The sequence below is a fragment of the Streptomyces sp. NPDC043680 genome (assembly GCF_056436685.1).
Window position 1 is genome coordinate 353,184 of the sequence record NZ_JBWKCE010000004.1, and the last position, 21,261, is coordinate 374,444.

The following is a 21,261-nucleotide window of genomic DNA, read 5'->3' on the forward strand; positions in this document are numbered from 1 at the left end:
GGCTGTGCCCCGTCAGGCGCCGGCCAGGACGGCCACGGCGTTGTGCCCGCCGAATCCGAAGGAGTTGCTGACCGCGACGGACGAGGTGTGCGGCCGGGCCGTACCGCTGACGACGTCGATGTCCATGGCCGCTTCCGTCTCGCTCAGCCCCGCCGTGGGCGGAACGGTGCCCTCGACCAGGGGAGGACGGTCAGCGCCGCCTCGATGACGCCCGAGGCCCCGAGCGTGTGCCCGAGCGCCCCCTTGGCCGAGGTGACGGGCGGCCGGTGGGGGAACAGGCGGCGCGGGACCCCGGCTTCGATCTCGTCGTTCTGCCGGGTGGAGGTGCCGTGGGCATTGACGTGGTCCACGTCCTCCGCGCCCACGCCGGCGTCGGCGAGAGCGGCGCGGACGGCCTGCTCGGCCCCGCGGCCCTCCGGGTGCGGGGCCGAGCAGGTGATGCGCGTCCGTGGATGCGCCGTAGCCGATGAACCGCGCCAGGGGCCGGGCTCCCCGCGCGGCGGCGTGCTCCGTCCGCTCCAGCACCAGCGCCCCGGCCCCCTCCGCGATGACGAACCCGTCGCGGGTGGCGTCGAACGGGCGTGACCCCGTACCCGAGAGCGCGCCCAACTGGGCGAAGCCGGTGACGATCAGGGGCGTGATGGCCGCCTCGGCGCCGCACACGAGGGCGATGTCGCACTGCGCGCTCGCCAGCAGGTCCCGCGCGAGGCCGAGGGCGGTGGTGCCCGACGCGCACGCCGTGGACGTGAACAGCGTGGGTCCGGTCACGCCGAAGCGCAGGGCGATGTTGGCGCAGGCCATGTTCACCAAGTGGCCGGTGAGGTAGTACGGCGAGACGAACTCCGGGCCGCGCTCCCGCAGCCGGGTGATCGCCGTGTCCCGCGTCAGGGCACCGCCGACGCTGCCCGCGGTGACGACGGCGACCCGGCTGCCGTCCCATTCCTCGGGGACGAGCCCGGCCTGCTCCAGTGCCTGCGCGACCGCCACCAGGGCGAACCGGTCGACCGGCTCTAGGTGGGCCGATCCGCGTCGGCGCAGGACCGGGTGGTCCAGCGCGGGCACCCGGCAGCTCAGCGAGACCGGCAGCGCGGCCAGGGCGGCGTCGGGGCCCGCGGTGGGGCGTCCCGCGCGGACGGCCGACCAGGTGGCCTCCCGGCTGCAGCCGGCCGCCGTGACCAGGCCGAGCCCGGTCACGACGGCCGGGGGGCGTCGGCTCAACGGTCCGTACGCCGTGCTTCGACGGCTTCGGCGAACTCCCCGAGGGTGCTGCCGCGGAGCTCGTCCTCCTCGACCTTGATGCCGAGCACCTCGTGGACGGTGATGGCCATCTCGACGACCATCAGCGAATCGGTCAGCAGGTCGCGCATCCGCGCGCTCGCCTGTACCTCGTTGGAGGGAACCTCGAACTTCTCGACGAGCAGTTCGCTGATCAGGTCGAGAACGGATTCCTGCGCGGACGTGGTCACGGCGCCTCTCATGTCTCTCATGCGTGCCATTCCCGGGAGCGGGAGGGAGATGTGCCCGTGTTCAAATAAGTACCACGGCGCTGTATTTACTCAAAGTCCGTGCCGAATAAGCATCTTGATGATTTGTGACGTGAGAGTGGGGATCATTCGTGTCGGAAAGCGTGGCCGGTGTGATCGATGTGGTCGGCGCCGAACTCAGGCAGGTGGGGCGGCTGCTCGGCGATGCGGGGGAGAGCGCCTGGGACCGGTTCCTCGACTGGCTCGTCGACGACTACTTCAGGCTGGACGTCCAAGGGGTGGAGAACATTCCGGCCGAAGGGCCCGCGGTCGTCGTCGCCAACCATTCGGGCGCCTGGGCGCTCGACGCGTTCGTCCTCCACAAGGTGTTCGCGCGCCATCTCGACCGGCCCCTGCACGTTCCCGCGGCCCCGGCGGCCTTTCGATTTCCGGTCATCGGTTCGTACGCCCGCAAGAAGGGCGCCATTCCGCTCGATCCGATGCTCGGACTGGAACACCTGATCGCAGGGGAACTCGTCGGGGTGTTTCCCGAGGGAATGGCCGGACTGGAAAAGCCCTTCCGCAAGCGCTACCAACTGCGCCCGTTCAAACCCGGATTCGCGGTCACCGCGGTCCGGGCCGGTGCGCCCGTCGTGCCGGTGTCCGTCATCGGTGCCGAGGAGGCGTGTCCCAAGTTCGGTGAAGTGCCCTCCCTGGCACGCCTCTTCGACCTGCCCTACTTCCCGCTCACCCCGGTCTTCCCGTTGCCCTCCAAATGGCTCGTCACCATCGGCGAGCCGATCCCCGCGCCCGCGGGGTCCGAGTCCTTCGCCGCACGCTCGGCCGCGGCCCGCCGGCTCTGCGCCGAGGTGGAGGACGCCGTGCAGAACCTGGTCGACCGGGAACGGCGCAGGCGGGAAACGCCTTTCTGGTAGACCCCGTTCTCGTAGACCCCGTTCTGAAAAACCCGGTTCTGATATGCCCCGGGCGCCGGCTCGGGTGCGGCTCAACCGCCCTCGACCACCGCCCGCACCCCGGGCCAGACCAGGGTGGTCGACCCCCAGGCCAGCCCGGCCCCGTACACCGTCAGGGCCACCCGCTGCCCCGGCACCAGTGTTCCGGCGGCAGCAGCCTGGGCCAGCACCACCGGCACCGAGGCCGCCGCCGCATTCCCGTACCGCTCGATGTGCGACACCACCTGCTCGGGCGCCAGCCCCAACTCGGCGGCGAGGCCGTCCAGGATGCGCTGGTTCGCCTGGTGGGCGACCACCAGGTCCAGGTCGCCGAGGGACCACCCGGCCCGGCCCGGGGCCCGCATGACCGACTCGCACATGCCGACGACCGCCTGCTTGCGCACCACCGGCCCGTCCATCCGGAATACGGCGATAACTCCGCGTCCGGTTCCTTCAGCAGCCGCTTGCGCGCCCGCGCGCCGCCGCCGGGAATCTCGATCAGATCGGCCTGTGCCCCGTCACTGCCCAGGTCGAAGGGCCAACCCGCTGCAACCGGACGCCAGGTCGAACGCCGGCACCTGGCCCAGCCCCAGCCGCGCCGCCACCTCCGGGGCACCCGCCCGGGGCGCCCGCCGGCAGGAGCCGGTCGGGGGAGATGGTGGCCAGCACCACCGCATCCGCGGTGGCCGCCCCGGCGGCCGTCAGCGCGTGGCGCCAGGCCCGTACGGCCAGGTCGACGGTGGCCTCGCCGTCGGCGACGCGCCGGGCCGCCACCCCGATCCGGTCCCGGATCCACTCGTCGCCGACGGGCCGCTGCCCGCACAGCTCGGCGTTGGTCAGCACCCGCGGCGGCGTACGCGCCGAGCCCGGCCAGGACAGCGCGCGCCATCAGCCCCCCCAGCCATTCGCTGTCCGCCGTACCCCGTCGGCCGCCGTCGCGCACCGTTCCGCATGGCCCAGCAGAACCATGCGGAACCGCTCGCCCGCCTCGTCGGCGTTCCAGCCGCTGTGTTCGGCGCAGGCCGCCAGTGCCATCGTCACCTTCGCCGGGCGGCGGTACGTGACACTGCCCGCCATCCGCGCCAGTTCCCCGACGACCCCGCCGTTCGCACCGAACCCGAGCCCCGACGGGCCGGTCAGCGCCCTCACGCAGGCCGTCGCCGCGCCGAGCGCCCATACCGGGCGGCGCAGCGCCTCCAGCCCGAAGCTCCAACCGGACAGGGCGCCAGTCAGTTCCGCGCCCGCCTGCTTCGCGGTCAGGCGGCGTCCGCCAGCAGGATCGACGCCGCGATCAGCAAACGCGACCCGGCAAACCTTCCCGGCCACAGCACTAGGCGTTGGTCCGCTCCGCGGGCCCCGTGGTGACACCGAATCCGGACCGCACCCGGCGGCGCCGGCGGCCTCTCGGGTGCCGGGCGGGCTCGGGACCAGGCCGGATCCACCCCGCCCCGAGACCCTGCCGGGCCCGGTCGCACGGGCGGGCGGCGCAGCGCCGGGCGCCCGTGCGCGGGCCGGGAAACGCAGGGTTCCGGGGGGGAAACGAATCCCCCGTGCGTTGACAGGGAGCCGGTCAGAGCTCCTCGGGTTCGGGCAGTGCCTGCTCCGACCAGATGACCTTTCCGTCCGGTGTGTACCGGGCCCCCCAGCGTCGGCTGAGCTGCGCGACCAGGAACAGTCCGCGGCCGCCCTCGTCAGTCGTCGTGGCGTAGTGCAGGCGCGGCGAACTGCTGCTGGTGTCGAAGACCTCGCAGGTCAGCACCCGGTCGTACAGCAGGCGTACCCGCACCGGAGCGGCGCCGTGCCGGATCGCGTTCGTGATGAGCTCGCTCAGCACCAGCTCCGTGCCGAAGGCCAGCGCCGACAGGCCCCACTCCTCCAGCCTCTCCACCGCCGCGGCCCGCATGCTGGCGACCGCGCTCGGCTCGAACGAGACGTCCCATTCGGCGATGCGGTCCGCCGGCAGCGCCGACGTACGGGCGACGAGGAGGGCCACGTCGTCGCGCGGACGCACCGGCAGCATCTCCTTCAGGACCGCCCGGCAGACCTCCTGCGGATCCCGGTCGGCGTGCGCCAGCGCAGCGCGCAGCAGGTCGAGCCCCTCGTCGATGTCCCGGCCGCGGCTCTCGATCAGCCCGTCGGTGTAGAGGACCAGCTGGGTGCCCTCGCTCAGCTGCAGCTCCGCCACCTCGAAGGGGAATCCGCCCAGCCCCAGCGGGGCGCCCGCGGGCAGGTCCGGGATCTCCACCGTGCCGTCGGGGCGTACCACCGCGGGCGGCACGTGCCCCGCGCGGGCCACGGTGCAGCGCTGGGTCACCGCGTCGTACACGGCGTAGAGGCAGGTGGCCCCGAGCACGTTCAGCCCGCTGCCGTCCCCGGCGTCCGCCCCGCTCTGGTCGATGTACTGGACGAGGCCGTCGAGCCGTCCGAGCAGCTCGTCGGGGGGCAGGTCCAGGGAGGAGAAGTTGAGTACGGCCGTACGCAGCCGGCCCATGGTGGCCGCGGCGTGCAGGCCGTGGCCGACGACGTCCCCGACCACGAGGGCGACCCGGCCGCCGGGCAGCGGGATCACGTCGAACCAGTCCCCGCCCACCCCGGACTGGGCGGGCAGGTAATAGTGGGCGACTTCGACGGCGCTCTGCTCGGGCAGGTCCCGCGGCAGCAGGCTGCGCTGGAGGGCGACCGCCAGGGTGTGCTCGCGCGTGTAGCGGCGGGCGTTGTCGATGCTGACCCCGGCCCGGGCCACGAGCTCCTCCGCGAGGGACAGGTCCTCCTCGTCGAACGGCTCCGGCTTCTGCGAGCGCCAGAAGTTGACCACGCCGAGGACGACGCCGCGGGCCTTGAGGGGCGCGATGATCAGGGAGTGGATCCCGAAGTCGAGGATGGCCTGGGCCCGTGGCGGGTCCTGGGCGTGCCAGCCGGGCGCGTCGGCCAGGGCGATCACCTCGGCCCGCCCGCTGCTGAGCCCGCGCGCCTGGGGAGTGGAGGGCAGGAAGTCGATCAGCAGTCCCCGCGGGTAGAGCGGGGAGTCGTCCCGGATGCCGCTGACCGCGGTGCGGCGCAGGTCCGGGGCCGCGCCGGTGGGCTCGTCGCCGCGGAGCACGGCTTCCGCCAGGTCGATCGTGACGAAGTCCGCGAACCGCGGCACGGCGACGTCCGCCAGTTCCTGGGCGGTCTGCTCCACGTCGAGGGTGGTGCCGACGCCGACCCCGGCGTCGTACAGGAGCCGCAGCCGTCTGCGGGCGGCCTCCGCGCGGGTGCTGAGCACGCGCATCTCGGTGGAGTCCCGGATGGTGACCGCCGTCCCCTCGGGGCTGCCGCGGGGACGGGTGGGCCGTTGGTTGATCACCAGCAGCCGGTCGCCGGCCTCGTGCACCTCGTCGGTGGCGACCCGGCCCGACAGCAGGAGGTCCGTCAGGTGCCGGTCGAGCCCGGGGAGCTCGCGCAGGAGCTGCCCCTCGGCGTCGGAGGGCAGGGCGAGCAGCCGTTTCGCCTCGTCGTTGGCGAGCAGCAACCGGCCCTCGCCGTCGATGATCAGGACTCCCTCGCGGACGTTGTGCAGCACGGCGTCGTGGTGCTCGTACATGCGGGTCATCTCAAGCGGACCGAGGCCGTGGGTCTGCCGTCGCAGGCGCCTGCTGATCAGCGCGGCGCCGGCGGTGGCCAGGGCGAGGCCGGCCGCGCTGGCCCCGAGGAGGACGGGGAGCTGCCGGTTGACCACCCCGGTCACGTTCTTCACCGTGAGTCCCGCCGACACGAGCGCTTCCACCTTGCCGTGGTCGCCCTCGGAGAAGACCGGCACGGTGGCCTGGATCTCCTTGCCCAGCGGCCCCTGCACACTCTCGGTGTAGACCCGGCCCGCCAACGAGGGTGCGATCGTGCCCACGAAACGCTTGCCGATGCGGTCGGGAAGCGGGTGCGTGTAACGGATTCCGCGGGTGTCCATCACGACGATGAAGTCGACCCCGGCGACCTTGCGCGTGTACTCGGTGAGCGGCTGGAGGATCTTGGACGGGTCGGGGGCCTGGAGCGCGGCGTGCAGCCCGAGCGAATGGGCGAAGGTCTGCGCGACCGCCACGGACCGGTTGCGTGCGTCCCGGTCGACGTCGTGGCGGGACTGGAGCACCAGCGCCAGCACGGCGCCGGCCGCGAGCAGCACCACGATCGCCACCTGAAGGACGAATACCTGTCGGGCGACGCTCCGTGGGCGGTTTCTGATCAGTGACCGCACCGACGTCCCCGGCACGGGTTGCAAGGATGGGCCACGATCCATTTGTAGCACTGGAGGCGGCCGCAGGTATGTTCGCAGCGCCGCGCGGGCGGTCCCGGCCGAAGGCCGGCCGCCTGGTGACCGCGTACCGGCCCCTGATCTTGATCTTGGGAGCGCAGGTCGACGCCACCGGTCGCCGCCCGGTCAACGCCCCGGTGGGGAGAGGTCCTAGCCTGGCAGTATGCGCGGGCGGCCGGTCACGCTGTTCCTCTGCGGCGACGTGATGACGGGCCGGGGTGTCGACCAGATCCTTCCGCACCCCGGTGATCCCGCCTTGCAGGAGTCCTGGATCCGGGACGCCCGTGCCTACGTCGAGCTCGCCGAAGCGGTGAACGGGCCGATTCCCCGTCCCGTAGACCCCGCCTGGCCGTGGGGGGAGGCGCTCCCCGTCCTGGACGCGGCCGCGCCGGACGTCCGGATCGTCAACCTGGAGACCAGCGTCACGCGCAGTGAAGCGTTCGCCCCCGGGAAGGGCGTCCACTACCGGATGAACCCGGCCAATGTGCCGTGTGTGGCCGCGGTCCGGCCGGACGTCTGCGTCCTGGCCAACAACCACGTCCTGGACTTCGGGCGCAGCGGGCTCGCGGAGACCCTCGCGGTGCTGTCCGGTGCGGGGCTCGCCACGGCGGGCGCGGGCAGGGACCTGGCGCAGGCGAGGCGGCCGGCGATCCTCCCGGTCCCCGGCGGCGGCCGGGTGCTGGTCCTCTCGTGCGGTCTGCCCTCCAGCGGCATCCCGCGCCCGTGGGCCGCGGGCGCCGAGCGCAGCGGCGTGGACCTGCTGCCCGACACCTCGGCCGCCGCCGCGGCCGGGATCACCGAGCGCGTACGGCAGCTGAAACGGCCCGGCGACATCGCCGTCGTCTCGATCCACTGGGGGTCGAACTGGGGCTACGAGGTTCCCGCCGGCCACATCGGCTTCGCCCACGCCCTCGTCGACGGCGGGGTGGACCTCGTCCACGGGCACTCCTCGCACCACCCGCGCCCGCTGGAGGTGTACCGGGGCAGGCTGATCCTCCACGGCTGCGGCGACTTCATCGACGACTACGAGGGGATCGGCGGCCACGCGCGCTACCGGGACGACCTGCGTCCGCTGTACCTCGTGTCGGTCGATCCGGACACCGGCGCCCTGGCCGGTGTCCGGATCGTCCCCCTCCAGGCGCGGCGCATGCGCCTGGAACACGCCTCGGCCGAGGACTCCGCCTGGCTGGGGGCGGTGCTGGACCGGATCGGTCACCGTTTCGCCACCCGGGTCGACCGGGAGGCCGACGGCGTGCTCGTCCTGCGGCCCCGGTGAGGGCGTCCGAGGGCCGGCCGGGGCCGACGGGTCAGGAGAGCTTGCCGTCGTAGTCCGGCAGCTTGAAGGAGCGCTCGGCGTGGCCGCCCACCAGGTCGCTCTGGTTGTTGCCGATGTTGGCGATGACCGTGTAGCCGCGGGCCTCGATCTCGGCGCGCTTGGCCGTCTTGTAGGTGCTGACCGCGCTGAACAGGTCGGGCAGGTCGCGTACGTAGAGGCCCGACACCGGGTAGCCGACGGCCTTGAGGTTGTGCTCGGTGACCGAGTAGACGATGCCTGGGCGGGCGGTGACGAAGAAGACGGCGACGCCGTGCGCGTCGGCGTACCGGGTCAGCTCGCGGACCTCGGGGATCGCGGGGGTCGGGAAGGTCCAGAACCAGTGGAAGTCCGTCTCCAGCGAGGAATTGTCGATGTCGAGCACGATCGCGGGCTTCTCGCCGGCGGGGGACCGGGCGATGCGCTGCTCGACGTACGGGCGGGCGGTGTCGATGACGGCGGCGACATCGCGCCTCCACGTGCCGTAGTCGATGCCGAGCAGGTAGGCGTTGCCGCCGGGCGCGGAGGCGCTCGGCGCGGCCGGGGCCGCCGCGGGAGCGGGCTGCGCGGCGGCGGTGGCGTCGGCGGTGTCGGTGTCGGTGGCAGTGAGCGGGCGGGCGGAGGCGGTCGGCGCCAGCGCCAGGACGGCGACGGCCGCGGCGGTGGCTGTGGCGGCGGCGAGCGGGCGGATACGGGTGCGGGTGCTGCGCATGTGGGGGCGCTCCTCGGTGGCCTGATTTGGCATGTGCGCGTCCACAATCGGGCCCTCGGGCGCCCGTGTCTACTGGTCGGTAGCAAATCTCTGTCGGCCTCCAGATGAATGTTGATCTTCAGCGGGCGCGCGCGGAACGGCCGAGCCGCCGAAAATGGAGGCATCCCTCAGCGGCTTGCGGAGGTGTCCAGCGTGAACGCCGCAGACCCACAGCGAACGCCGGTACGCGAACCGGAAGGCACTCCCCGGCCCCGACGGCTCTTCGACAGGGACGACGAATGGGCGGCCCTGACCGCCTTCGCGCAGGACCCCAAGACCGGGCCGGGCCTGTGCGTGGTCTCCGGACGCCCCCGGCAGGGCAAGACGCTGCTCCTGGAAGCGCTCGCCCAGGCGACGGGAGGCTTCTACTTCAGCGGGCAGGAGGGCACCGAAGCGGACTCCCTGCGCCGGCTCGGCGAGGAGTACGCGCGCTACCGCCGGGCAGCGGCCCCCAGCCGGTGGCCCGACTGGAAGCACGCGGTGGACGAGCTGCTCGCCCTCGGCGACACCAGACCCCTGCCGGTCGTCATCGACGCCTTCCCCGACCTGGTCGAGGCGAGCCCCGCCCTGCCCTCCGTGATCCACGGCGCGCTCCGGCGGCTGGCCGCTTCCGCCACGCAGAACCGCACCCGGCTGGTGCTCGGCGGCGAGACCGCACCCGTCATGAGCCGGCTCTTCGCAGGCTCCCCCCTGCGCAGAATCGCCGAGCTGGAGTTGCGGATCCAGCCGCTGGACTTCCGCGCGGCGGCGCGCCTGTGGGGCATCGAGGACCCCGCGCTCGCCCTGCGCGTCCACGCGGTCGTGGGCGGAACCCCCGCGTACCGGTACGACTACGTGAACGACGACGTACCGCGCGGGCCCGAGGACTTCGACGGCTGGATCTGCCGGACGGTGCTCAATCCCCGGACGCCGCTGTTCCGCGAGGCCCGCCACCTCGTCGACGAGGAGACCGGACACGGAAGCCACGGGGCCTGCCACTCGGTCCTGGCGGCACTGGCGTCGGGCTGCACGACCCACGGCGAGATCGCCGCGTACGCGGGACAGCAGCTCACCGACGCCTCCCGCGCCCTGGCCCTGCTGCGGGACCACGGCATGCTGCTGTCGCAGCCCGACGGATTCCGGCCGGGCCTCGTCCACCACCGCATCGCCGACCCCCTGCTGGCCTTCGAACACGCCGTGGTGCGCCCGCGCAGAACGGCTCTGGAGAGCGAGGAGACCGCCGCGGTCTGGCAGAGCGCCCGGGCGGACTTCTCCCGGATCGCCGAGGAGTGCTTCGCCCAGATCTGCCGGTACTGGGCCGAGCACTTCGCCGCCCCCGCCACCTTCGGCGCCGCGCGGACCACGGCCGCGTACGGCTCGCTCCCGAGCGACCCCGATTCGCCCGAGGCGCACGCCGCCGAAGTCGTCGTCCGCGGACACGACGGCCCGGGACCCGCGCGGCTCCTCTCCATCGGGCTCGCCCGGCTGCGCGTGGGCATGGACATCGAACACCTGCGGCGACTGCACCGCCTGGTCGACGCGGCCTCCGCCGCGGGCGAGGACACCGGCCGGGTCCGCCCCGCCCTCTACGGCGGCTCCGGCTTCAGCCCGGAACTGCGCGCGGCGCAGTCCCGGGGCGACGTCATGCTGGTCGACCTCGACCGCCTGTACCACGGCCACTAGCACCCGGGAGGCACGCCATGTCGCACACCGCCGAGTGGAAACTCCGCCTCCAGGTCTCCGAGGAGGACCGCACCACGAAGGCCCGGCTCGAACTCGACAACGGCTCCACGAAACTGACCGGACAGGGCACCGCCCGCCGCAACCCCCAGGACCCGGACGTCCCGGAGATCGGCGACGAACTCGCCGTCGCGCGGGCCATGGAGAACATGGCGGACCAGTTGAAGCGGACCGCCCTCGGGGACATGGGCGCCACCGGCGCCCTCACCCCCCAGGGGTCCCTCAAGCCCTACGCGGGCTGGCTGGACGTCGCCGAGGGCTGAAGGGTGTTGCAGAGGGCCCGGCTCGGCTCGTCTTCCTGCCCGCGGGGCCAGGCGGACGTCGGCGCTGCTACCGGGCTCCCCCCTCCAGGCCTCGAAGCCTGGTCAGAAAGGCTCCAGCAGGTCACGTCAAAGTTGCGATGGACGGAACGGGAGGAACATCCGGGAGGGGGGAGTCCCGGCTGATCGCACGCCCCGCGTAGCCGAGCTCGATGGAGTCTCCCTCGCGTCCGGGTACAGCTCCAGCACTCTGTCCGCGGGGACTTCGCGGCGCAGGTCGGCCAGGAGCTGTGGGGTGGGCTCCATCCCGAGGTTCCGAAGCAACACGCGGTGGTAGTCGTCGGAGTCGGGGGTCGAGGACAAGGAGGCGAAGAACCTGTGTCCGGCGGCGATCGCCGCGGCGAACCGGTCATTCGTGATCGACGGATCGTGGACGATTCGGTCTCCACGAAGTCCGCACGCCGGTTCCACCGGGCGCCGATCGGACGCATCAGCACCCCACCGGAGTCGAAGAGAACAGCCTGGACATCCTCGGAAGCGGGAGATCGTCTCGCCACCTGTCCAGCCTCGCGGCCACCGGCCCGACCTGTCGACTCCGCAGTAACAGGCCAGTCTGCCCACGGAGCGTCAGACACCCCCCACCTCGCCGGCCCGACATCACGAGTACACGTCCAGTACTGCACTTGATAGAGCGATGTCGGGTGATTGCCTGACAGGTGAAGGGTGGGTTCGATAGATCTGTGTGGGTGACCGACCTCATGCCCGGCGAGCCCCCCGAGGACAGCGAGTCCACCTCCTTCGCCGAGACCGCGAAGAACTGGTACGCGAGGCACAAGCCGAAGATTCGCGTCGCCCTCGGTGTCACTCTGGCCGTGGGCCTGGTCGTGGCCGCCCATCGCTACGAGCGGCAGGACGGCGAGTGGTACGACGCCGAGGAGATCGGGGATCGGGAGCCGGTCTCTGACCGTGGAGCCCCGAACGAACCTCGTCAGTCCGCCCTTGACCCTGACCGCGACCCCTTCCTTCGGAGGCTCCCCACCGGTCAGCAGGCCAGCGAGGCGGCCAAGGCGCGGTACAGGGAACTGACGGGCAACGAACTCCCACCCGGGTACACCTTGGTCCGCCGGTGGTTCTTCCTGAACCCGGAGGACGAGGACCCCGGTGAAGCAGCAGCCTGAGCACCTGACGGACCGTTTGTCCGAGGCTGGGCTACTGAGCTTGGGCTGGCGGTGTCGTAAGCGGCGACATGGCCGACCAACTGCACCTCGGCCCCGTGCGTACCTACGCGTTCTCCCAGTAGCTCAAGCCGGTGCCACGAGGCATCCGTCGATCAGGTCTGCCGATACTGGATCTTCTTGAGGCGGCGCTTCACTGCTCGGGTGATCTGGCCGAGGTTGGCGGCGGCGAGGTCGCCGACGTCGCGCTTGACCAGCGACCAGACGCCCTCCTCCTGGGGGCTGAGATCCGGCGCGTAGGTGGGCAGCTGGAACAGGGTGAGCCCCCCGGCGCTCGCTCGATGAACTCGCGCATGTCGGCCGTCAGGTGAAGACGGATGTTGTCCCAGACCAGCACGATCGGGCCGCCGAGCTGGAGGCGGGCTCGGATGACCAGGTCGCGGAAGTCTCGCCAACCGAAGCACTTCGGCTCGTCCTTGTGGCCTCGGTACTGGCGGATCACGTAGATCAGCCGGGACCGCTGCCCCGGCTTGTAGCAGGCCGTGCCTGCCATCGACACTCGCCCAGAGCCACGACCCCGCACCTTCACGACCGGGGTCTGGCCAGGGCTTCTGCGTAGTCACCTGATGTCCGTTTTGTGATCACGCGAGGCCGAGGAGGGCCAGTGGGCGTCGTGGATCACCCGGCGCCCGCCAGGCCATCCAGATCAAGCGCCGCCGCACCGACCGCAAGACCGGAAAGGCCACCATCAAGACCGTCTACGCGGTCACGAGTCTCACCGCCCACCAGGCCGCCCCGGCCCAGGGGAACAGCAGGTTGCTCACGGTGGCGACCTTGATCCGGCGGATCTCGCAGCGCCCGTGGCCGGTTCCTTCGTCCGACCCAGGAGCGGGATGTCCCGCCAGGGAAGTGACTTGAGCTGCATGCGGAGACTCTTCTGGCTGCCCTTGACGAATCGACTGAGCCGCTCAAATAAATAGCTTGCCGATCCGGTGGGCCTATGCCACCGTTCCGCCTGGATCAACAGCCGGACAAGAGAATTGGTGCCATGGGGAATCTGTACGAGGAAGAGTGTCGTCGGTCGTTGGCCGAAGAGCAGGCGAAGAGCCTTGCCGAGACCAACAACTGGGAGCACGTTGACAGGCCTCAGGTCCACCAGGACTGGGACGTGCTGTACCGGGAGATCGCGGCCTGCCTGGACGGCTCCCTGCCCGGGGATCCCCAGATCCAGGAGCTCGTCGGCCGGCATTTCGGCATAGCCTGCCGGTTTTACGCCCCCAGCAGGCAAGCGTACGTCGGGATGGCACTCTTCTATGCGGAAGACGACGCCATGAGGGAGTTTCACAACTCCTACCATCCCAGGATGGTGGAATTCCTGGGTGAGGCGATGAGGATATTCGCCGAACGGGGAGTCGGCTTCACTTCGTAGTACTCCTGCTGCAGATCGTGATCTTGCCCGTTGGCGGGGCAGGGCTTCGGCGTATCGTGTGGCGTCCGGTTCATGACGGTTTGTCGGGCAGGGGGCTACGGGAACGGAAGCAGGCACGGCTTCCAAGACCATGGGGTTCTCGACGCCCCGTGATCCGACTGGAAGACCGTGCCTGCCGACGCACCATCGCTGATCCCGTCCGCCTTTGGCCAGCTCCGCCGGCAGCCCGATCCCGGCCTCCAGGAGGTTCCGGAGCTGCTGGAACGGCTCGCGGAGGTGCCCGACCCGCGCGATCCGCGCGGCGTGCGGCATGCGCTGGCGGTCGTGCTCGCGCTGACAGCGTGCGCGGTGCTGGCAGGGGCGACCTCGCTTGTGGCGGTCGGTGAGTGGATCGCCGACGCCCCGTTCCATGTGGTGGAACAGCTCGGCGTCCGGCCCGATTCGCTGCTGCCGCGGCGTCTGGCGCCCTCCGAGTCCGCCGTGCGCCGACTGCTCGCCCGCCTCCATGCAGACGCGCTGGACCGGGCGGTGGGCTGCTGGCTCGCCGACCGCCGCTCGCAACCGAGCGGTGGCGCTGACCTGCGCGGAGTGTCGGTGGACGGCAAAAGCCTGCGCGGCGCGGCCAGGGCGAAGGGCCACAAGACCCACCTCCTGGCAGCCATGGAGCACACCAGCGGCCTGGTCCTGGCCCAGCTGGACGTCGGCGAGAAAACGAACGAGATCACCTGCTTCCAGCCCCTGCTCGACACCGTTGCCGACCTCGCCGGGACGGTGGTCACCAGCGACGCGCTGCACACCCAACGCGAACACGCCGGCTACCCCCTCGGCCGGAAGCCCACTACATCGTGATCGTCAAGGGCAACCAGAAGAGTCTCCGCAAGCAGCTCAAGTCGCTTCCCAGGCGGCACGTCCCGCTTCTGGGTCGGACGACGGAGACCGGCCACGGGCGCTGCGAGATCCGCCGGATCAAGGTCGCCACCGTGAACAGGCTGCTGTTCCCCGGCGCCCGCCAGGCCATCCAGATCAAGCGCCGCCGTACCTGCCGCAAGACCGGAAAGACCACCGTCAAGACGATCTACGCCGTCACCAGCCTGACCGCCGAGCAGGCGTCCCCCGCCCGGCTCGCCCGGCTGGTCCGCGGCCACTGGGCATTGAGTCCCTGCACCACGTCCGCGACACCACCTTCGCCGAGGACGCCTCCCAGCTGCGGACCGGCAACGCACCCCGGGCGATGGCCACGTGGCGCAACCTCGCCATCGACATCCTTACTGATCGTTTCAGAATGACTTGAGTCGCGGGTCTTGTGCTCGGCGATCTTGGTCGGCAGGGTGTCCGAGGTGCGTGCTGATCTTGTTGCTGACGACGTGTGGGAGCGGGTGGCCCCGCTGTTGCCGCCCGCTCCCGAACGGCGCCGCCGTTATCCCGGGCGGCTGCGTACTCCCGACCGGGCAGCACTCGCCGGCGTCATGTACGTGTTGCGGACCGGTGTCGCGTGGCGCGATGTTCCCGCCGAGACCGTGGGCTGCTCCGGAGTAACGGCCTGGCGCCGGCTGCGGGACTGGACCGAGGCCGGTGTCTGGCCTCGCCTGCAGGCCACCCTGCTGGCCGAGCTTCGCCGCGCCGGCCTGCTGGACCTGGACGACTGCTCCGTGGACGGGTCGCATGTCCGGGCCCTCAAAGGGGGGATCACGTCGGCCCCTCGCCCGTCGACCGCGCCCGCCCCGGCTCCAAGCACCACCTGATCGTCGACCGCGACGGAACGCCGCTCTCCGTGACGCTGACCGGCGGGAACCGGCATGACGTCACCCAGCTCCTGCCGCTGCTGAACGCCGTTCCGCCTCATCGGGGTCGGCGGGGACGTCCCCGCCGTAAGCCCCGACGTCTGTACCCGGACCGGGGCTACGACTTCGACAAGTACCGTCGCCTCCTGCGGAAGCGCGGCATCAAGCCGTTGATCGCACGACGCGCGTCACCCACGGTTCCGGACTGGGCAAGGTGCGCTGGGTCGTCGAGCGCGCCTTCGCCTGGCTGCATCAGTTCAAGCGGCTCCGCATCCGCTACGAACGACGCGCGGATCTGCATCAAGGCCTGCTCGAACTGGCCTGCAGCCTCATATGCCTTCGCCGTCTGCGAACTTCCTTCTGAAAGATCAGCGAGGGGCGACATGTCGGGGTGGTAGGGCGGCCGAGTCGGTTCCTGCCCTTGGGGCTGAGCTCAGGTGAGGTCGAAGGTAATGTTCACCGAACCGTGCCCGTTCGGCACCTCCATGAGCGTGAGGGTTCCATCCTCTGCTTCGAAGACTCTCACCAAGATCCCGCTGTTGTCCTCGCCGGGAAACACAACGGAGAAGTGGGGGTCCATCTCCATCAGGAAGTCCCAGCCCTCCCGCTGGGTCGCGTCGAGGAGATTGGCATGCCGACCGGTTGCCTGCCACGTACCGACCTCGTCGACAGTGACGATGATGTCGATGCCGTACTTCTCAAGGCAGATCTCGCGATTGGCCCACCATTCGAGGCTGGCCTGACCCACGAATCGATCCATGAGCACACTATGCACAGCGCCCAGGCCGGACGGTCAAGTTTGTGCGGCCGCCGGCCGTCGTAGAGAAGTCCGTGAGACGAAGCTGCATGGGCAGGCCGGACAGGCCTCCGCCTCAACCGGCTGCATCGTGTATGCCTTCGCTACCTCCGGATCTCATTCTGAAACCATCAGTTAAACGCTCCGGCGTCACCAACATCACTGCCGCCCTCCACCGCAACGCTCGCGACCCCCAACGACCGCTCGCGCTCCTCGGCCTCGGATGATCAGAAACCCGGGCATCATCCGACTACGCCGAAGCCCTGGGGGTCTGGCCGATCGACCCCACGTCCTGGCACGCGGTGGAGTCATCGATTGCCCAGCCTCGTCCTCGAAGACGATCCAGGCCCGCGCCAGGGCATTGCTCAATAAAGTTCAGAAGCGGCTGGAGTCTCACGGGAATGCATGAAGGAGCAACGGCAACTTTCGCAGTGAGGGTCATGTTTGCGTCGTCGACCGGTTCCACAGAAAATGCTCTGAGAATGTGGGACAAGAGAGCAATGCAGAGTTGTTCTGCAGCCTGACTGCCGATGCAATGGCGGGGACCGGCGCCGAACGGCAAGGAGTCCGCCAAGCTGGCCCCCTCCTCGAACCTGCTCGGATCGAATCGGAGCGGGTCATCGAATATTTCTGGGTTGACGCCGATCGCCGCTTTCGCCCAAAGGAGATTCGTTCCGGCTGGTACGAGGATCCCGCCCGCTTCGACATCGAGTCGATCTGAACGCTTGGAGCTGAACGGAACCGGGGGGGTGAAGTCTCAGCGTCTCGTAGAACACCGCCCGCACCATCTCTGGCGCCGCCTTGTTGTCACTGCGATGATGTAAATCGATTGATAGAGGCGAAGGAGGGCTCTGTCGGCTGGGATTGAAGCCCTGGATATTTTTGATCTTTTGTTCGACATGCCTGGCACCCTCTGTTCGGGGAGGGGGACGACACGTCGGGTCCGGGTGGTGGCGGTCATGGGGAAGGGCTCCTCAGGAGAGGTCGTGGAATTCGGTGGGGCGTTGGCCCGTCAGCCGTCTTTCGGCGTCAACCGATCACTCCATTGCGCCCCACCGACGGGCCTGCGGTCACGGCACGACGCGGGACTTGACGAAGCAGCCCACTGTGCAATCGGCGCGGCGGGCGAAAAGCCGGCCGGCTCACTTCCTCGCTCTCGGCCTCCTGCGCCACGGGGCCCCCTCACCCTGGGGCCGTATGCCGAGCGCGGGGCGCCCTGGAGCGGCGCTTCGCGGGCCGCCGGCTGCGGGACAACCCTTAGGTTGCGTCGGTCCCCTCGGTCGCGTCCGTCCCGTCGTCGTCCGCGTACGCCAGCCGGTCGACGACGTCCACCACCCCGTCGACGCTCTGGCACAGCCGCACCACGACGGGGACGAGGCTCGCCCGCGGGACCGTCCCGCTGAGGGTCACCAGGCCGTCGCGCACCTCGACCGTCAGGTCGGACGGCCGCAGCCGGAGGGTACGGGTGAGGACGTCCTCCAGGATCTCCTCCTGGATGGCACGGTCGCGGCGCAGGAACAGCTGGAGCAGGTCACTGCGGCTGAGCACCCCGATGACCCGGTTCTCCCGGTCCACCACCGGCAGCCGTTTGACCTGCTTCTGCCGCATCAGCCGCGCGGCGCGGACCACGCTCCACTCGGGGCGGGCGGTGATCGCGGGGCTGCTCATCAGGCCCTCCGCGGTCTCGGCGCCGCTGCCTTCGCCGTACCGGTGCAGCAGGTCGGCCTCGGAGACCACCCCCACGGGACGGCCGTCCTCGTCCAGGACCGGAACGGCCGTGATCCGGAACTCGTCGAGCAGCCGGGCGATCTCCTTGAAGGTGGTCCCCCGCTGCACGGTGACGGCGGTGGGCGTCATCATGTCCGCGACACTGCGATGCCTCATCGCGCCCTCCTCGGCTCGGGCATTCCAGACCCATGATGGCCGATTTGTCACGGTCCGGGCGGTCAGGCCGCGCCCCAGCCCCCGTCCAGCGGCAAGGAGGCACCCGTGAGGTAGTCGGCGTGGGGCCCGCACAGCCACACGGCGGCCGCCGCGACCTCCTCGGGCTCGATCAGGCGCTTGATCGCCGACCGCGTCAGCAGCACCTCCGAGAGCACGTCCTCGGCACTGATGCCGTGCGCGGCGGCCTGCTGCTCGATCTGTGCCTCGACCAGAGGCGTGCGGACATAACCGGGGCAGATGCAGTTGCTCGTCACCCCGTACGGGGCGCCCTCGATCGCCGCGACCTTGCTCAGCCCCTCCAGGGCGTGCTTGGCCGCCACGTACGCCGATTTGAAGGCGCTGGCGCGCAGGCCGTGCACGCTGGAGATGTTCACCACCCGGCCCCACCCGCCCGCGTACATGTGCGGCAGCACATGGCGCAGCAGCAGGAACGGCGCGGTGACCATCACCTGCTGGATCCGCGCGAAACGCTCGACCGGGAACGTGGTGAGGGGGGCCACGTACTGCAGGCCCGCACTGTTGACCAGGATGTCCACCCCGGTCGGCAGCCCCCGGACGGCCGACGGGTCGGCCAGGTCGGCCCCGTGGGCCCGTCCGCCGACGAGGGCGGCGACGGCCTCGGCCGACACCACGTCGATGTCGACGACGTGCACGGTGGCGCCCGCCTCGGCCAAGGCGATCGCGCAGGCCCGGCCGATACCGCTGCCGCCGCCGGTCACCAGCGCCACGCGCTCCCGCAGGGAAGGAAGTTGGCTCGTCATGGCTCGAACACTAGGCAGGAGGGGCGCCCCGGCCCATGGTGGCCGCCGCCACTGTCCCGGGACGGCGCGTGGAGCCGTCCGCCATGGGTGCCACGCCGCGCACCCCGTACTCCCGGGGGAGTACGGGGGAACGCCCCGTCCGGGGGACGACGGCGCGGGCCGCGCCGTCTAGCGTGGCCCCATGGCGGAGCGGCACGGGGAGCAGGACCCGGCGGGGCGGTTGCCGTGGCGGTCGGCGCTGCTCGTCGCCGTCCTCGCGCAGGCAGGCAGCGGGTGGGCGCAGCAGGTGCAGGCCGGCCGGGAGCCGCTGGGTGTGCTCGGGCGGATCCTGCTCCTGCTCGGGCCCGCCCTGCTGGTCGTGCGCCACCGCCATCCCGTGCCGGTGCTGTACGGGGTCTGCGCGGTCACGCTGGCCTACCTCGCCGGCGGATACCCCTACGGCCCCGTCTTCGTCAGCGTCGCCCTCGCCGCCCTGGCCGCCGTCGTCGCCGGGCACCGCCACGCCGCCTGGGCGGCGGTGGGCGGGCTGTGGGCCGGCCACCTGCTGATCGGCCACTGGCTGTACCCCCGGCTTCCGCCCCCGGGCGACGGCCCGGCCCCCTGGGCGCCCGAGGGAGCCGTCACCGCCTGGGCGATCGCCGTGCTCGCCGCCTCCGAACTGGTCCGCGTACGCCGGGAGCAGTGGGCCCGGGACCGCGCCGAGCGGGCCGCGGCCGAGCGGCGCCGGGTAGACCAGGAGCGGCTGCGGATTGCCCGCGAGCTGCACGACGTACTGGCCCACAGCATCTCCGTCATCAACGTGCAGGCGGGCGTCGGCCTGGCCCTGCTCGACACCGACCCGGAGCAGGCCCGCACCGCGCTCACCACCATCAAGGCGGCCAGCAAGGAGGCCCTCGGCGAGGTGAGGCAGGTCCTGGACACCCTGCGCGCCCCGGGCGAGGCCCCCCGCACCCCCGCCCCCGGGCTGGACCGCCTGCCCGAGCTGGTCGGGCAGGCGGCCTCGGCCGGGCTCACGGTCTCCGTGGAGGGCGAAGCCGAGGGCCGGGGGCTGCCGCCCGGTACGGACCTCGCCGCCTTCCGGATCCTGCAGGAGGCCCTGACCAACGTGGTGCGCCACTCCGGTGCCCGGACGGCCCGTATCCGCATCGGCCGGCGGGCGGACGCGCTGGAGCTGTGCGTGGACGACGACGGACCCGCCACCGGCGGCGACGCCGGCGGCAGCGGCACCGGGCTGATCGGCATGCGCGAGCGCGCCGCGTCCCTGGGCGGCACCGTCGAGGCCGGACCCCGTCCGGACGGCGGGTTCCGCGTGCTGGCCCGGCTTCCGCTGCGGAGCCCGGCCCCGAGGGAGGACCGGTGATCCGCGTTCTGCTCGCCGACGACCAGCAGCTCGTACGGGCGGGCTTCCGGGCACTGCTCGACGCACAGCCGGACATCGAGGTGGCGGGTGAGGCGGCCGACGGCGCCGAAGCCGTGCGCCTGGCCCGCGCACTGCGCCCGGACATCGCCCTGATGGACATCCGGATGCCGGTGCTCGACGGCTTGGCCGCCACCCGCACCATCACGGGGGACCAGGCGCTGGCGGGGGTCAAGGTGGTCATGCTCACCACCTTCGAGCTCGACGAGTACGTCTTCGAGGCGATCCGCTCCGGGGCCTCCGGGTTCCTGGTCAAGGACACCGAGCCGGAGGAACTGCTGCGCGCGGTGCGGGCGGTGGTCGGGGGCGACGCGCTGCTCTCGCCCGGGGTGACGCGCCGCCTGATCGCCGAGTTCGCCGCCCGCTCGAAGGCGCCCGCGGCAGCCGCGGAACTGGCCCGGCTCACCGAGCGGGAGCGCGAGGTGATGGCGCTGGTGGGACTGGGCCTGTCGAACGAGGAGATCGCCCGGCGCCTGGTGGTCAGCCCGCTGACGGCGAAGACGCACGTGAGCCGGACCATGGTCAAGCTGGGCGCCCGCGACCGGGCCCAGCTGGTGGTCCTGGCGTACGAGTCGGGCCTGGTCCGGCCCGGCTGGCTCGGCTGACTCCGGTCCCGGCCCGTGGGCGGCTCCGGCAGCGGCTACCGCAGCGACTCCGGCCCGGGCCCCGCCTACTCCACCGGTGGTACGCGCAGTGCCGTCGGCCGTACGACGCGCCGGCCACCCCCGCGGAGTCAGTCTCGGAGTGTCGCTGCACGACGGGCGACACGGCGAACACGTCCGAGGAGCTGAACCGAGATGAACACCCTGGCATACGACGGGCCCGGCCCGTGGATCCTCTTCTTCCCGCTGGTCTGGGCGGCTGTCGTCATCGGCGTCGTCACGGTCCTGCGCCGCACCGTGTGGCGCGGCGCTCGCGGCCCGCGCGGGCCGTGGGCGGCGACGGGCCGCTCGTACGGGGAGAACTCGCCGATCGCGATCATCGGCCGCCGCTTCGCCTCCGGCGAGATCGACGAGGACGAGTACTGGCGGCGGCTGTCCGTCCTGGACGAGCAGTTCGGCCGCACGTTCCCGGAGGGCAAGGGCGGCCCTGCCTGACTCCGCGCCGGGCGGAGGAGGCAGGCCCCCGGCGCGGCCCCGTGGCCGGCCGCCCCCCGGGCCCCCGGCCCCGCCCCGGTCCACCTAGGTGGACAATCGTGGTTATAACGGCGGGAAC

The 21,261-nt window shown here is 71.4% G+C and carries 20 protein-coding genes and 4 pseudogenes; 12 read left to right on the forward strand and 12 right to left on the reverse strand.

The features are described from left to right. Positions 1–12 precede the first annotated feature (12 nt). Both AC0666_RS11225 and AC0666_RS11230 read right to left on the reverse strand, forming a co-directional pair. Positions 13–1,218, reverse strand: a pseudogene (locus AC0666_RS11225) (beta-ketoacyl-[acyl-carrier-protein] synthase family protein). Then, on the reverse strand, positions 1,215–1,487 hold the full coding sequence (locus AC0666_RS11230) for an acyl carrier protein (protein ID WP_478707490.1): 273 nt from the start codon (positions 1,485–1,487) through the stop codon (positions 1,215–1,217). Before AC0666_RS11230 ends, AC0666_RS11225 begins: the two are co-directional and overlap by 4 nt. A gap of 128 nt (positions 1,488–1,615) precedes the next feature. On the opposite strand from AC0666_RS11230, the gene AC0666_RS11235 reads away from it, so the two are divergent. Next, positions 1,616–2,398, forward strand: a complete 783-nt coding sequence (locus AC0666_RS11235) for a lysophospholipid acyltransferase family protein (RefSeq protein ID WP_468963730.1) — start codon at positions 1,616–1,618, stop codon at positions 2,396–2,398. Between the two features lie 71 nt (positions 2,399–2,469). Here AC0666_RS11235 and AC0666_RS11240 read toward each other — a convergent pair whose 3' ends face one another. The 4 genes from AC0666_RS11240 to AC0666_RS11255 all read right to left on the reverse strand — a co-directional run bounded on the left by AC0666_RS11240 (position 2,470) and on the right by AC0666_RS11255 (position 6,686). Further along, on the reverse strand, positions 2,470–2,823 hold the full coding sequence (locus tag AC0666_RS11240; RefSeq protein WP_468963731.1) for a 3-oxoacyl-[acyl-carrier-protein] synthase III C-terminal domain-containing protein: 354 nt from the start codon (positions 2,821–2,823) through the stop codon (positions 2,470–2,472). A 91-nt stretch (positions 2,824–2,914) separates the two neighbouring features. After that, on the reverse strand, positions 2,915–3,259 hold the full coding sequence (locus AC0666_RS11245; RefSeq protein WP_478707491.1) for a hypothetical protein: 345 nt from the start codon (positions 3,257–3,259) through the stop codon (positions 2,915–2,917). Between the two features lie 45 nt (positions 3,260–3,304). Beyond that, positions 3,305–3,742 carry a hypothetical protein gene (locus tag AC0666_RS11250; protein ID WP_478707492.1) on the reverse strand — a complete coding sequence of 146 codons (438 nt, stop codon included), beginning with the start codon at positions 3,740–3,742 and terminating at the stop codon, positions 3,305–3,307. 244 nt (positions 3,743–3,986) lie between these two features. Beyond that, a complete protein-coding gene (locus tag AC0666_RS11255) occupies positions 3,987–6,686 on the reverse strand; it encodes a SpoIIE family protein phosphatase (RefSeq protein ID WP_478707493.1) in 2,700 nt (899 codons plus the stop codon). 178 nt (positions 6,687–6,864) lie between these two features. Here AC0666_RS11255 and AC0666_RS11260 point away from each other — a divergent pair, with 178 nt between their 5' ends. Beyond that, positions 6,865–7,977 (forward strand): CapA family protein, encoded by a 1,113-nt coding sequence (locus AC0666_RS11260; RefSeq protein WP_478707494.1) that lies wholly within the window; start codon positions 6,865–6,867, stop codon positions 7,975–7,977. 31 nt (positions 7,978–8,008) lie between these two features. On the opposite strand, the gene AC0666_RS11265 is transcribed toward AC0666_RS11260, so the two are convergent. Continuing rightward, on the reverse strand, positions 8,009–8,725 hold the full coding sequence (locus tag AC0666_RS11265) for an HAD family acid phosphatase (RefSeq protein WP_478707495.1): 717 nt from the start codon (positions 8,723–8,725) through the stop codon (positions 8,009–8,011). Between the two features lie 192 nt (positions 8,726–8,917). Between AC0666_RS11265 and AC0666_RS11270 the strand changes: the two genes are divergently transcribed. From AC0666_RS11270 to AC0666_RS11280, 3 genes are all read left to right on the forward strand, one after another. Further along, complete coding sequence (locus tag AC0666_RS11270; RefSeq protein WP_478707496.1) at positions 8,918–10,426, forward strand: AAA family ATPase; 1,509 nt, start codon at positions 8,918–8,920, stop codon at positions 10,424–10,426. 17 nt (positions 10,427–10,443) lie between these two features. After that, a complete protein-coding gene (locus AC0666_RS11275) occupies positions 10,444–10,746 on the forward strand; it encodes a DUF1876 domain-containing protein (RefSeq protein ID WP_478707497.1) in 303 nt (100 codons plus the stop codon). 713 nt (positions 10,747–11,459) lie between these two features. Next, entirely contained in the window at positions 11,460–11,921 is a 462-nt protein-coding gene (locus AC0666_RS11280) for a hypothetical protein (RefSeq protein ID WP_478707498.1), read from the forward strand. Positions 11,922–12,044: 123 nt separating this feature from the next. On the opposite strand, the pseudogene AC0666_RS11285 reads toward AC0666_RS11280, so the two are convergent. Further along, positions 12,045–12,522 (reverse strand): annotated as a pseudogene (locus AC0666_RS11285) (transposase); the annotation flags it as partial. Positions 12,523–12,966: 444 nt separating this feature from the next. Here AC0666_RS11285 and AC0666_RS11290 point away from each other — a divergent pair. The 4 genes and pseudogenes from AC0666_RS11290 (at position 12,967) to AC0666_RS11305 (ending at position 15,492) form a co-directional block, all read left to right on the forward strand. Next, positions 12,967–13,347, forward strand: coding sequence for a TipAS antibiotic-recognition domain-containing protein (locus AC0666_RS11290; RefSeq protein WP_361724324.1), 381 nt, complete (start codon positions 12,967–12,969; stop codon positions 13,345–13,347). A gap of 168 nt (positions 13,348–13,515) precedes the next feature. Further along, a complete protein-coding gene (locus AC0666_RS11295; RefSeq protein WP_468963738.1) occupies positions 13,516–14,196 on the forward strand; it encodes an ISAs1 family transposase in 681 nt (226 codons plus the stop codon). After that, positions 14,193–14,633 carry a hypothetical protein gene (locus AC0666_RS11300; protein ID WP_478707562.1) on the forward strand — a complete coding sequence of 147 codons (441 nt, stop codon included), beginning with the start codon at positions 14,193–14,195 and terminating at the stop codon, positions 14,631–14,633. The genes AC0666_RS11295 and AC0666_RS11300 overlap by 4 nt, the downstream gene beginning before the upstream one ends. A gap of 51 nt (positions 14,634–14,684) precedes the next feature. Next, positions 14,685–15,492: pseudogene (locus AC0666_RS11305) on the forward strand (IS5 family transposase). A 69-nt stretch (positions 15,493–15,561) separates the two neighbouring features. Here the strand turns inward: AC0666_RS11305 and AC0666_RS11310 are convergent. The 4 genes and pseudogenes from AC0666_RS11310 to AC0666_RS11325 form a co-directional block, all read right to left on the reverse strand. Continuing rightward, positions 15,562–15,888 (reverse strand): hypothetical protein, encoded by a 327-nt coding sequence (locus AC0666_RS11310; RefSeq protein ID WP_468963739.1) that lies wholly within the window; start codon positions 15,886–15,888, stop codon positions 15,562–15,564. Positions 15,889–16,417: 529 nt separating this feature from the next. Beyond that, a pseudogene (locus AC0666_RS11315) lies at positions 16,418–16,615 on the reverse strand (cytochrome P450); the annotation flags it as partial. 566 nt (positions 16,616–17,181) lie between these two features. Next, positions 17,182–17,808 (reverse strand): CBS domain-containing protein, encoded by a 627-nt coding sequence (locus AC0666_RS11320; protein WP_468963740.1) that lies wholly within the window; start codon positions 17,806–17,808, stop codon positions 17,182–17,184. Between the two features lie 62 nt (positions 17,809–17,870). Then, the gene (locus tag AC0666_RS11325; RefSeq protein WP_468963741.1) at positions 17,871–18,629 is read right to left on the reverse strand and encodes a 3-hydroxybutyrate dehydrogenase; all 759 of its coding nucleotides are present in this window, start codon (positions 18,627–18,629) and stop codon (positions 17,871–17,873) included. Between the two features lie 181 nt (positions 18,630–18,810). Here AC0666_RS11325 and AC0666_RS11330 point away from each other — a divergent pair, with 181 nt between their 5' ends. The 3 genes from AC0666_RS11330 to AC0666_RS11340 all read left to right on the forward strand — a co-directional run bounded on the left by AC0666_RS11330 (position 18,811) and on the right by AC0666_RS11340 (position 21,143). Continuing rightward, a complete protein-coding gene (locus AC0666_RS11330) occupies positions 18,811–19,989 on the forward strand; it encodes a sensor histidine kinase (RefSeq protein WP_478707499.1) in 1,179 nt (392 codons plus the stop codon). Beyond that, the gene (locus AC0666_RS11335) at positions 19,986–20,651 is read left to right on the forward strand and encodes a response regulator transcription factor (RefSeq protein WP_468963743.1); all 666 of its coding nucleotides are present in this window, start codon (positions 19,986–19,988) and stop codon (positions 20,649–20,651) included. The genes AC0666_RS11330 and AC0666_RS11335 overlap by 4 nt, the downstream gene beginning before the upstream one ends. Before the next feature lie 192 nt (positions 20,652–20,843). Further along, a complete protein-coding gene (locus tag AC0666_RS11340) occupies positions 20,844–21,143 on the forward strand; it encodes an SHOCT domain-containing protein (protein ID WP_468963744.1) in 300 nt (99 codons plus the stop codon). Positions 21,144–21,261: the final 118 nt, after the last annotated feature.

Bases quoted from the DNA above. Each gene is read 5' to 3' on its own strand.
- AC0666_RS11230 (WP_478707490.1), bottom strand. From the start codon at position 1,487: ATGAGAGACATGAGAGGCGCCGTGACCACGTCCGCGCAGGAATCCGTT.
- AC0666_RS11320 (WP_468963740.1), bottom strand. From the start codon at position 17,808: ATGAGGCATCGCAGTGTCGCGGACATGATGACGCCCACCGCCGTCACC.
- AC0666_RS11330 (WP_478707499.1), top strand. From the start codon at position 18,811: ATGGCGGAGCGGCACGGGGAGCAGGACCCGGCGGGGCGGTTGCCGTGG.
- AC0666_RS11340 (WP_468963744.1), top strand. From the start codon at position 20,844: ATGAACACCCTGGCATACGACGGGCCCGGCCCGTGGATCCTCTTCTTC.
- AC0666_RS11310 (WP_468963739.1), bottom strand. From the start codon at position 15,888: ATGGATCGATTCGTGGGTCAGGCCAGCCTCGAATGGTGGGCCAATCGC.
- AC0666_RS11255 (WP_478707493.1), bottom strand. From the start codon at position 6,686: ATGGATCGTGGCCCATCCTTGCAACCCGTGCCGGGGACGTCGGTGCGG.
- AC0666_RS11325 (WP_468963741.1), bottom strand. From the start codon at position 18,629: ATGACGAGCCAACTTCCTTCCCTGCGGGAGCGCGTGGCGCTGGTGACC.
- AC0666_RS11290 (WP_361724324.1), top strand. From the start codon at position 12,967: ATGGGGAATCTGTACGAGGAAGAGTGTCGTCGGTCGTTGGCCGAAGAG.
- AC0666_RS11265 (WP_478707495.1), bottom strand. From the start codon at position 8,725: ATGCGCAGCACCCGCACCCGTATCCGCCCGCTCGCCGCCGCCACAGCC.
- AC0666_RS11275 (WP_478707497.1), top strand. From the start codon at position 10,444: ATGTCGCACACCGCCGAGTGGAAACTCCGCCTCCAGGTCTCCGAGGAG.
- AC0666_RS11260 (WP_478707494.1), top strand. From the start codon at position 6,865: ATGCGCGGGCGGCCGGTCACGCTGTTCCTCTGCGGCGACGTGATGACG.